This is a genomic window from Levilactobacillus paucivorans, assembly GCF_001437125.1.
Taxonomy (GTDB): domain Bacteria; phylum Bacillota; class Bacilli; order Lactobacillales; family Lactobacillaceae; genus Levilactobacillus; species Levilactobacillus paucivorans.
In genome coordinates this window covers 1-11,668 of record NZ_JQCA01000142.1, presented here as the reverse complement: position 1 = coordinate 11,668, position 11,668 = coordinate 1, and the positions used below count along the sequence as shown (strand labels likewise).

Annotated in this window: 7 protein-coding genes; 3 read left to right on the top strand and 4 right to left on the bottom strand. The window is 45.1% G+C overall.

What is annotated here, in order from left to right; all coding sequences use genetic code 11:
* Window positions 1-194: hypothetical protein (locus tag IV54_RS12130; RefSeq protein WP_237756710.1), on the top strand; the 194-nt coding region annotated here is incomplete at its 5' end.
* A gap of 123 nt (window positions 195-317) precedes the next feature.
* Here IV54_RS12130 and IV54_RS09720 read toward each other — a convergent pair.
* A complete protein-coding gene (locus tag IV54_RS09720; RefSeq protein WP_057879140.1) occupies window positions 318-1,499 on the bottom strand; it encodes an MFS transporter in 1,182 nt (393 codons plus the stop codon).
* Window positions 1,500-1,853: 354 nt separating this feature from the next.
* Here IV54_RS09720 and lysS point away from each other — a divergent pair, with 354 nt between their 5' ends.
* A complete protein-coding gene (gene lysS / locus IV54_RS09715) occupies window positions 1,854-3,365 on the top strand; it encodes a lysine--tRNA ligase (protein ID WP_057879139.1) in 1,512 nt (503 codons plus the stop codon).
* 21 nt (window positions 3,366-3,386) lie between these two features.
* The gene (locus IV54_RS09710) at window positions 3,387-4,913 is read left to right on the top strand and encodes a UDP-N-acetylmuramoyl-L-alanyl-D-glutamate--2,6-diaminopimelate ligase (RefSeq protein WP_057879138.1); all 1,527 of its coding nucleotides are present in this window, start codon (window positions 3,387-3,389) and stop codon (window positions 4,911-4,913) included.
* 245 nt (window positions 4,914-5,158) lie between these two features.
* Here the strand turns inward: IV54_RS09710 and potE are convergent, their stop codons facing one another.
* From potE to speC (IV54_RS09695), 3 genes are all read right to left on the bottom strand, one after another.
* Window positions 5,159-6,526: a putrescine-ornithine antiporter gene (potE, locus tag IV54_RS09705; protein ID WP_057879137.1), complete on the bottom strand. Its 1,368-nt coding sequence runs from the start codon at window positions 6,524-6,526 to the stop codon at window positions 5,159-5,161.
* 108 nt (window positions 6,527-6,634) lie between these two features.
* The gene (gene speC / locus IV54_RS09700; protein WP_057879136.1) at window positions 6,635-8,821 is read right to left on the bottom strand and encodes an ornithine decarboxylase; all 2,187 of its coding nucleotides are present in this window, start codon (window positions 8,819-8,821) and stop codon (window positions 6,635-6,637) included.
* 33 nt (window positions 8,822-8,854) lie between these two features.
* Window positions 8,855-11,020 carry an ornithine decarboxylase gene (gene speC, locus IV54_RS09695; RefSeq protein WP_057879135.1) on the bottom strand — a complete coding sequence of 722 codons (2,166 nt, stop codon included), beginning with the start codon at window positions 11,018-11,020 and terminating at the stop codon, window positions 8,855-8,857.
* Window positions 11,021-11,668 lie beyond the last annotated feature (648 nt).

Here is an 11,668-nt window from a genome sequence, read left to right as displayed (position 1 = left end):
CCGCCCTACACATATTTGGTTTGTCGAAACAATGTTCAGTTTTCAAAGGTCTACCTGGTTGCTTGCCTGAACAAGCAACTCATAAAGCATATCATTCTATTGGTTTGCTGTCAACAACTAAATTCAATCTTTTAAATTGGTCTAGTTGGTATTTCGTAACAGCAACGTATACAACTATACCAACCAGCGCCTAAATCGTCAACTAAAAAATGACAATTAACCAATCTTTTTTCAAAGCCGAACCGCACAAGAAAAGCGCCCAAAATTGCACCGTAAAAGCCGCACAATTTCGAACGCTAGATCAATTCCGTCCGTTGTCATTTCGCACGTCGCCGTAAGAGTGGGGCGACACCCATAACAAATCCGGCCGCAACGATGAAATCAACAATCGCACACAAGAAGAACAAGAACTTAAATGACGTAAACTGACCGATCACGACACCCCCGAGAACAGGACCCAGGGCCTTCCCCACCGACGAGAAGGAATTGACCAGTCCCTGGTACTTTCCTTCATTCCCTACGGTGTACGCGTTAATCAGGGCCGGAACCCCTGGGACATAGACGGCTTCCCCAACGGTTAAGAGTGTCATCGCCATAAAGAGCACTACGATACCAGAAGTTGTCGTCATTAATAGAAAAGAAAAGGCAATCGCAAGGAGTCCAAATAGAATCTGCCACGGAATAATCCGCACGTGGCTGGCCTTGGTCATCAGTGCCTGTACAATAATCAACAGAATCCCATTGTAGACCCAGAGATAACTGTAGAGTTTGATTCCCAACCCTTCGTTCTGAATGTAAACCGAGACGTTACTCATCCACTGTGCGTAGGTAATCCACATGAAGACCAACGTTAAGAGGATAATTATGAGACTCGCAACAGGGAGTTTCTTACTATTAGTTGTCGTACTTGGCTGTGTCGTGGTTGTGACTGCCTCATCCGTGCCGCTGGCCTCGAATTCAGCTGCCTTCCAACGCCAAAGGGCAAAGGCCCCCAGGTAGCAGACAATCAGCAAGGTAAAGATTGGCCGCAGACTGTGATGGAAGAGTACCCCAATACTAGCCGTGCCGACGACCAACCCGACGTTAATGAATATATATAGTAGATTAAAGAGTTTACTGTCGTTGTGACTGAGCTGGGCCGTAAGTGCTGTAATCAGGGTTAACATACCCCCAGTGAGGAGCCCAAAGACAATCAAGACAATTGGATAGGCAATAATCCCATTCCAGATAAACCCGAAGCCAGCATCAATCACCAGTGCTGCGAGCATGCCCAACCCAACCGTTTTCGCCGAGTAGCGATCCGAGAGGACCCCACCTAGATATCCCCCCAAGACATTACAGCCAGAGTAGGCTGCTAGAATCAGTCCACTCTGAACCAAATCTAAATGGAGGTTACCGTGAAGATAGATGGTTGTTAACGGCCACATCACACTGTACGCCGTGTTCACCAAGAACCCCAGCACCAGCAACGGCCACATTCTACGAATCGTTTTTAACATATGTCGTTTCCCGCCCTTCAATACTAATTCCATTCTATCATCACCCGTCACTGACCGAAACACCCGAATCGATTATTTAGCCCCGTCACTTGTCTGATCTCTCCGTGGCTTTATTACAAAAGTTCTAATAATTCAAGCTATACATAAATTGTTCCAGACCAATTTGCTAATTCGGTTTACAAAAGCCGCCAAAGTCATGTTTGCCATACTAGCACCCCCAAAATATTTATACATTTTTCTAAATAAAATTAACTTTTTTAGCGATTTCCCTTGCTTATTTGGGCAAAATAAATTAGATTTAAGTTAGATTTGGATTTGATTTACCGAATCAATACTTATCAGGAGGCCACATATATGAGCAATAATCATACAAACAGTTCCACGCAACCCGACTTAAACGATCAAATGCAGGTTCGGCGGGACAAAATGAACAAGCTCAGTGAACAAGGCATCGCGCCATTTGGACACCGGTTTGACAGAACCGATACTAGCAAGACACTTAACGACAAGTACGGTCAAAGCACTAAAGAAGAGTTGGCCGAAGATAAGCATAATGTGACTCTTGCCGGGCGGGTAACCGCTAAGCGTGGTAGTGGGAAGGCCGGATTCGTCGATATTCTCGACCGTTTCGGTACTATCCAAGGCTACGCACGGCAAGATGAACTCGGTGAATCTGCCTACGACTTATATACTTCTTTGGACTTAGGTGACTTTATTGGTATTCATGGTTACGTCATTAAGACTGATACCGATGAATTAACGATTCGAATTACGCAACTCGAATTCTTATCAAAGGCGTTACGTCCGTTACCTGACAAGTTCCACGGTTTAACGAACCAAGAATCTATCTACCGTAAGAGATACTTGGACTTAATTGCTAACCGCGATAGCTTTAACCGCTTTATGCAGGTTACCCAGATCAAGCGCGCTGTGCGTGAATACCTGGATAACCAAGGCTACATTGAAGTCGACACGCCTGTCTTACAGACGCAAGCCGGTGGTGCGGAAGCACGGCCATTCATCACTTCATCTAACGCCCTCGACATTCCTTTATATCTCCGGATTGCCACGGAACTTTACCTGAAGCGCTTGATTGTCGGTGGATTCGAAAAGGTTTACGAATTAGGCAAGGACTTCCGGAACGAAGGGATTGACACCCGTCATAACCCTGAATTCAACATGATCGAAGTTTATACCGCGTATACGGACTATAACGACGTCATGGACTTAACGGAAAACATTTTCCGTTACACTGCCCGTAAGCTTCACGGCGATGGCCACATCACTTACCAAGGCACCCCTATTGACCTGGAATCTCCATACAAGCGGATTCACATGGTTGATGCTGTTAAGGAAGTTACTGGTATCGACTTCTGGAAGAAGATGTCCGTTGAAGATGCTCGTAAGTTAGCTGACGAAAATGATGTTGAATATGAAGATTACTGGACTGTTGGTCACTTCATCAACGCCTTCTTCGAAGACAAGGTTCAAGACACCTTAGTTGACCCAACCTTCATTTACGGTCACCCAGTTGAAATTTCACCATTAGCTAAGAAGAACCCTAAGGACGGCCGATTCACTGACCGCTTCGAGTTATACATTAATGGTAACGAATATGGGAACGCCTTTACCGAATTAAACGACCCTGTCGACCAACGTCAACGTTTCGAAGCACAAGATGCTGAACGTGACGCCGGTAACGAAGAAGCCCATGGTATTGACGAAGATTACCTGGAAGCCATGGAATACGGTATGCCACCTACTGGTGGACTTGGTATCGGGATTGACCGGATGACCATGCTGTTAACGGATGCTCCTTCAATCCGAGACGTCATGCTATTCCCAACGATGCGTCCTAACGAGTAATCTTTGAAAAGAGGCAATTGCATGAAAGCATTCCAACTGATTGCGTTACTACAAGAACATGATTTGTACCAAAGTAATTCGCTAAAATCAGACGACGTTTCCTTCGAATCATTAGCTTATGATTCTCGCAACGTCAGTGAGAATGGCCTCTTCATCTGCAAAGGCAAGAACTTTTCAGTTGATTACCTAAAGCAAGCCATTGCTAATGGGGCCACTAGTTATCTCGCTGAAACTGATTATAGTGACGTGTTTTCCGTTCCGGGGATTATCGTCAACGACGTGCGTAAAGCTATGTCTTTAGCCGCCCAACTATTCTTCGGCTTCCCCCAAAATGATTTATTTCTGATTGGGTACACGGGAACCAAGGGTAAAACCACTTCCACTTACTTCACTCACAACATCCTTGAACATGCTCACCCAGGTGAGGTTGCCATGTTCTCGACTATCGACCGGATTGTTGGCCAGGGTGCTAAGAACCAATTCAAAGCCCACCTGACCACCGCAGAATCCTTCGATCTATTCAAGGAAATGCGAGAAGCCGTGGACAACGGCGCGAAGTACCTGGTGATGGAAGTTGCCTCCCAGGCTTACCTACTCGACCGAGTTTACGGGTTACAATTTGACGTCGGTATCTTCCTTGATATCACGCCAGACCATATCGGCATTAACGAACATCCTAACTTTGCGAACTATCTGTTCTGCAAACAACAGTTATTGCTGAATTCCCGTAACGTGGTGATTAACGCGGACACTGACCACTTCGATGAAGTGCTTGCTGCCGCTCAAGTCTCCACCGCACCCGACCACATCTTCACCTATGGGATGAATTCAGACTCAGCCAGCGTTTCGATCACTGATAACCAAGCTAGCTTGACGGCAAGTACCTTCAACTTAGTCGTTAACAGTGACAACCCAATGCTCGCCAGTCTCGCACAAACGTACAACGTCTCCGTTCCTGGTGACTTTAACCAAAGTAATGCTTCCGCAGCCATTCTGGCCACCGCAATTGCGGGTGCCTCTGCTGACGATATGCAATACGGGTTGGCTAACACCAAGGTTCCTGGCCGGATGCAATTCACTCGGACTAAGAATCACGGAACCATTTACGTGGACTATGCCCACGATTGGGGCAGTATGAATGCGTTACTGGGCTTCCTGAGTACCCAATTCCCCGATCAACGGGTCATTGCCGTTCTCGGCAGTACCGGTGATAAGGGTGAAGACCGGCGAGAAGGTTTCGCCCGCGCCTTGAACGATTTCGCTGATGTCGCCTACTTGACGGCCGATGATCCGGGTCACGAAGACCCCATCAAGATTGCCGAGGAAATCGACAGTCATATCGACCACTCGAAGGTTGATACCACGATCGTACCAAAGCGTGAAGACGCTATTCGCCAAGCCATTACCGGTGCATCCAATACGGATCTCGTGGTTTTGGCTGGTAAAGGTGAAGACAAGTATCAAAAGGTTAATGGTGTGGATACACCTTATCCTTCCGATCCAGTCGTTGCCGCTAACGTCTTAGAATCGTTAGCTGACGAAGCCTAACACTTTCAAGGATAATGAGTCATATTTAAACGTAAACAGCACGACAGATGATTTTAATCACCTGTCGTGCTGTTTTTTTGCTATTCTATTGAAACTCAGTGGTACTTTGGCGATCCCATCTGACTGTGAGAACTCTCCCTATCCACTCCCAGATATGGCGCCATCCATGGATCCCAAGCCCGGCCAACAGAAAAAGTCGTCAGCCCACTCACGTGGACCAACGACTTTCTTTTAACTGACTAATATTAGTTAGCTTCAGCTTCAGTAGCTGCGGCTTCCTTGTTAGCCTTGTCAATTTCCTTTTGGTCTAAGTCAAACTTAGGCGAAACGAAACCGTACATAGTCCAACCAAAGAAGGTAACTAATGAACCTAAGACCATGGCTTCGGCACCTGAAGCGTACATTGCATACAATGAGTAGATTGCAGCAACGACAGCTAAGGCGTTCGTAACCTTAAAGGTCATGTTGTGCTTGCTGATCCCGGCACTCAATTGAATGGTCTTGGAAGCACCCATTGAAAGAATGTAAGGAACCAAGTTAGTGATAACGGCCAAGTTAACCAGCACGTTGAATTGCTTGTTCAAGTCAGGACTGATAGTCATGAATGACAACAGAATTTGAACAACCAATAAGATAGTCATACCGGCAATTGGGGCACCATTCTTAGAAACTTTGGAGAAGATTGCTGGGAAGTAACCTTCATCAGCAGATGACTTAAACACTTGGGCGATGGTAAATTGCCAACCCAATAATGAACCAAGACATGCAAGAACCATGACACCTTCAACGACTTTACCAGCCCAGCCACCGAACATGGTTGAGAAGGTCAAACCGAATGGGGCGTTAGAAGTCAGCAATGCTGAGTTCTTAACGATCCCGGCCATAACGTTGGTGGAGAGGATGTAAATGATCCCGGCACCAATCGTCCCAGCCATAACGGCGATAGGAACGTTCTTTTGTGGATTTTCAACGGCGTCCATGTTGGCAACCGCAGATTCAAGTCCTAAGAAAGCCCATAACGTAATTGGAATTGATGAAGCAATCCCGTCGAAGATTCCAACATTGTGTGGATTCCATGAAGCAGCGTACATTGATGGTGAGAACCAGAACCAGCCTAATACGGCCAAGATAACAACTGGGAGAATAACACCCCAGACAGTTACGGAACCAATCCGACCAGTCAACTTGGAACCACCGAAGTTAAGTAACGTGGTTACGATAACAGTACCGATAACCCAGAAAGTAACTTCAATTGGTTTCAAGGTGATGTCCAAGAACACCGCCAAGTAACCAACAGCGGAAACCGCGATGGCAACGTTGGCGATAACCAGTGATAACCCGTAGGTAAAGTTACTCATGAAACTACCGTCTTTACCATATGAGTATTCGGCGTATCCACCCATACCACCGGACTTTTTACTAAACATACCGTTTCTGGCGAAAACCCAAGCCAGACAGAGGGCCCCACCTAAAGTTACAACCCAAGACAGAACGGACATCGTCCCGACTTGTGCTAACTTAGATGGCAACATAATAATCCCGGAACCAAGCATGTTGACAACAGTAATGATGGTTAACTGCACAACACCCATTTTCGTGCTATTTTCTGCCATTTTTCTAACCTCAATTGAATAAAATTTTGAAACGAACAATTGCTAGAATGCCGGCCCAAAAAGGGCCGACATTCATTAGTATAAAACTAGAATCTCTTAAAGTCTAGGTTATTTTGCGGCATCCTTGTCGTAAACGTAGCCGTAAGCCTTAACACGGCCGTCTTCTTGAGGTTCCATGTAGACACCTTGGATTTCAGGGTCAAATCCAGGGAAGTTGTTGATACCTTCCTGGAGAATCGTGAAGTAAGTTGCGGCTTCTTGATTCCAAACTTCACCTGGGGCAACACATAAGATACCAGGAGGGTATGGAAGTGCACCTTCAAGGGCAGTTTCACCAACAATCTTGTCAAGTGGAACTAACTTAGCATTGTTAGCAACTAACGCCTTGTCAGCATCGTATGGGGTCATGCTTGGCTTTGGCCAAGTCTTTTCCCGGAACAATGCACGTTGATATGCCTTGGCATTCGACTTCTTGTAGAAGTTGTGAATTTCTTGGCAAAGTTGACGGATCGTGTAACCACGGTAACGGTCAATGTTTTCAGCGTAAATCTTAGGTAAGACATCACTAAGTGGTGCGTCTTCCTTAATCAACTTTTCAAGTTGAAGAATGAAGTTAACCAAGTTGTCCATCTTAGCCTTAGTTTCAGCAGGGGTCAACAAGAACAGAATTGAGTTCAAGTCAGACTTTTCAGGGATAATCCCATGCTCACGCAAGTAGCTGGAAATCAGCGTTGCAGGAACACCGAAGTCTTCATATTCACCCGTTTCCATGTTGATACCTGGTGTCTTCAACATGAACTTCAGAGGGTCAACGAAGTACTGGTTGTCAGCATAGCCGGCAAATGAGTGCCACTTTTCACCCTTACCAAAGCGCCAGTAATCGATGTCGTTAGCAATCGTATCAGTGTCAACGTCTTCCCACTTCTTACCATGAACAGTGGTAGGAATGAATGGCGTAAACATCGTTGATTCCTTGAGCATCCGCTTACGAGCTTCGATACCTAACTTAACCGTGTCGATCCACATCTTGGCACCGGCAGGGCCTTCCATCATCTTGGCGTTAACGTCAAGTGTGGAGTAGATTGGGTAGAATGGTGAAGTAGACGTGTACTTCATGTAGGCGTTGTTAAACCGTTTGTGGTCAATGTAACGCTTCTGACCCTTGATGTGCTTATCTTTCTTGTGAATCTGAGAAGCTTGTGATAAACCACCCATTTGCTTGTGGACGGATTGGGTAACGAAGATACCTGGATCTTCTGGCCCTAAGTCGTCAATAAGTAATGGTGAGCTATCCTTCATCATAGGAATGAATTGTTCGTATCCAACCCATGCGGAGTCAAAGAGGATGTAGTCACAGAGGCGACCGATCCGCTTGATAACTTGGCGTGCGTTGTAGATACTACCATCGTAAGTCCCTAATTCAATGATAGCTAATCGGAATGGACGCTTTTCTTTAGCTTTTTCTGGATCCACCTTAGCAGCTTGTGCACGGATGTAATCTTCATCGCAAGCAGCGTCATCGATACCACCGATGAAACCGAATGGGTTCCGTTCAGTTTCGAGGTAAACTGGTAAACCACCAGCTTGTACCAAGGCAGCGTTGTAGTTAGACTTGTGGTTGTTCCGGTCGAACAATACCAGGTCGCCTGGCTTTACAGCTGCGATATCAACGATTGCGTTAGAAGTCGTCGTACCATTCATAACGAAGTAAGTCTTGTCAGCGTTGAAGACACGTGCGGCATGCTTTTCACCATCAAGGGCAGCACCACCGTGGGTCAACAAGTCACCAACTTCGACGTCAGAACTACTTACGTCAGAACGGAACAAGTTTTCTCCGTAGAAGTTGTACAGTGCACGACCAGCTGGGTGACGTAAGAAGAATTGTCCACCATGGTGCCCTGGCGTATCAAAGTTCAGGTTACCTTCTTCAACGTAATGTACCATTTCCTTGAAGAATGGAGGAATCATTTTGTCTTCATACGTAGCAGCAGCGGTTTCAATTTCACTGTCGTAGATGTTCCGGTAACTCTCGTCGTTGTTGTCCAAGAAATGGAAGACCATTTCACGAACGCTTGCATCGAGGGCTGCGGAGTCAGCAGTTAACATGAATACAGGAATATCGAACTTCGTTGCATTAATTAACTTAACGCTGGCAATGTCTTCGTCAGAATCAGTGACGACGGCAGCAGCAATATCGGTGAAGTCAGTCTTACCTACGAGATCAACGATCTCACGGTCAGTACTGAAGAATTTAAGAGCTCCTTCAGAGCTAGCTATTTTCAAAGGCTCAGCCATTTTCGATAATTTCCTTTCTATTTCCGAATGAGTTTACTTTTTGCTTGAATCGTAAACGTACCCGTAAGCAACGGTCTTGCCGTCTTCTTGCTTGAAGTAAACACCTTGGATTTCTGGTGCGAAACCAGGGAACTTGTTAATACCTTCTTCAAGAATTGAGAAGTAGGTTTGAGCAACCTTGGTCCACTTTTCACCTGGGGCAACACAGAAGATACCAGGAGGATATGGTAAAGCACCTTCAAGGGCAGTTTCCCCTTCGATATCACTCAACTTAACTAACTTAGCATTGTTGTGTAACAATTCAACGTTAGCATCGTATGGAGTCATAGCTTGTTCTGGGAAGTAGTCAGCTAAGAACATCTTCTTTTGGTATTCCTTAGCGTTGTTACCCTTGTAGAAGTTGTGTAATTCTTGGCAAAGTTGCTTGATAGTGTAGCCGGCGTAACGGTCTTTGTTACGTGCGTACAGACGAGGCAATACCTTAGATAATGGGGCATCGGCCTTGATCAAGCTTTCGAAGTTAACAATTTGGGTTACCAAGTTGTTCATCTTAGCAGGAGTTTCGGCAGGAGTCATCAAGAATAAGATAGAGTTCAAGTCATTCTTTTCTGGGATGATCCCGTGTTCACGTAAGTAGTTAGCTAAGATAACGGCTGGAACACCGAAGTCTTCGTATTCACCGGTTTCAACGTTGATACCAGGAGTCGTTAACAAGAACTTGTTAGGGTCAACGAAGTATTGGTTGTCTTCGTAGCCGTCAAATCCATGCCACTTAGCTCCCTTTTCAAAGCGCCAGTAGTCGATGTCGTTAACGATCTTTTCAGTGTCAGCATCTTCCCAGTTCTTACCATTAACAACTGGTGGGACGAATGGACGAATCATGGTTGCGTTCTTTAACAGACTCTTACGAGCGTTAACAGAAGTTACCAATGCATCATGCCATAACTTCTTCCCAGCTTCCCCTTCTTGCATCTGAGCGTTAACGTCCAGAGTAGCGAATAATGGGTAGAATGGTGAAGTAGAAGCATATTGGTTGTAAGCGTTGTTGAACCGTTTGTGGTCGATGTAACGCTTCTGACCCTTAATGTGCTTATCCTTCTTGTGGATTTGTGATGCTTGTGAGAACCCAGCTTGTTGCTTGTGGGTTGATTGAGTTACTAAGATACCTGGATCTTCTGGTCCGAGGTCTAACAGTAATGGAGAACTGTTCTTCATCATAGGAATGAATTGTTCGTATCCAACCCAAGCAGCGTCGAATAAGATGTAGTCACAAAGGTGACCGATCTTTTCAACAACTTGCTTTGCGTTGTAGATAGTCCCATCGTAAGTCCCTAATTGAATAACAGCTAAACGGAATGGGCGCTTTTGCTTGGCCTTTTCTGGGTCAACCTTAGCAGCTTGCTTCCGGATGTAGTCTTCATCGAAGTCGCGGGCGTAAATCCCACCGATGAAGCCGTAAGGGTCACGGGAAGTTTCTAAGTAAACTGGGCGGCCACTATCTTTAACGAGGGCAGCGTTGTAAATGGACTTGTGGTTGTTCCGGTCGAACAGAACCAAGTCACCGGGAGCAACAGCAGCACCAACAGCGATGTTGTTAGAAGTTGAAGTCCCGTTCATTACGAAGTATGTCTTGTCAGCGTTGAAGACTTGTGCGGCATGCTTTTCAGCATCCATAGCTGGACCTTCGTGAATTAACAAGTCACCTAAGTCAACATCGGCGTTACAGATGTCGGCACGGAAGACGTTTTCACCGAAGAAGTTGTAGAACTCACGACCAGCTGGGTGCTTAGCGAAGTATTGCCCACCTTGGTGTCCTGGACAGTCGAACTGGATGTTACCCCGTTCAACATATGACTTAAGGGCTTTGAAGAATGGTGGTAATACACTATCTTCGTACTTTGCGGCAGCCGATTCAATTTCACGATCAACCAATTTACCATCTGACTTACTGTTTAAGTCAACAATGTGGTAAATCTTTGCCATCAAATCGCCCTGGATCTTTGAACTGTCTTTACTGAGAACAAAGACTGGCACACCAAACTTAGTTTCATCAACCGCATTGATAGGATCAAGTTCATCATCCATAACAACGACGGCAGCTGAATCAACGAAATCAGTGTTGTTAGCATCGACGATTTCACGAGTAGTGGTGAAATACTGCCGAGCTTCCTCAGTAGACGCAATCTTTAAATTATCCATGAGAGCCTCCTTATAAAATTTACAATTTTTACCACGATCCCCGGATGAGGGAATCGAAGTAAGACTTACACTCTTATTTTTACTACATTTTGAAAGTGCTGACAAGGGGGTCTTCCATTTCAAACGGCCCTTTACGCCTCATTAGAAGATGATGGGAATTCTCTTTTTATCAATAAATATACTCATCCGTTGGATTGATTACCCGTTCACTAGACCAGACCAATCCCACTAAAAGCCGCGTGACAGCGCCATCTTTGCTAAGTAAGACTTTTCACGAACGCAACTAATAATATTCATTTTAAATGTATATTGTGGCCAAAAAAACGTCAAAATTAGCGACTTCTTTTCATTCAAAAATAATTTTTACTTTTTTTTACTAGCCCCACCAAAAATCGATTTATGTGGTCACTTTTGCCTACTAGTTGATCGGCCCATAGCCTAGAACATATCTGTTTTCAATAGTTTATAGTCTCTTTTTACTTTGTTTTCGCAAGGCGTTTTCATTTACCTGAAATGGGCCGTTTTGGATGGCAACCGGTTGCCCTATTTAAGCGGTTTCATTTCCATTCATGATTTTTTAATTTTTTATGCACTTGAATTGTCAAATTAAGTGCAACACTACATTAAAGAATATTTCATAAGGCGTTT

Coding starts and splice junctions, on each gene's coding strand:
- speC (WP_057879135.1), bottom strand. CDS start 11,020: ATGGATAATTTAAAGATTGCGTCTACTGAGGAAGCTCGGCAGTATTTC.
- lysS (WP_057879139.1), top strand. CDS start 1,854: ATGAGCAATAATCATACAAACAGTTCCACGCAACCCGACTTAAACGAT.
- IV54_RS09720 (WP_057879140.1), bottom strand. CDS start 1,499: ATGTTAAAAACGATTCGTAGAATGTGGCCGTTGCTGGTGCTGGGGTTC.
- potE (WP_057879137.1), bottom strand. CDS start 6,526: ATGGCAGAAAATAGCACGAAAATGGGTGTTGTGCAGTTAACCATCATT.
- speC (WP_057879136.1), bottom strand. CDS start 8,821: ATGGCTGAGCCTTTGAAAATAGCTAGCTCTGAAGGAGCTCTTAAATTC.
- IV54_RS09710 (WP_057879138.1), top strand. CDS start 3,387: ATGAAAGCATTCCAACTGATTGCGTTACTACAAGAACATGATTTGTAC.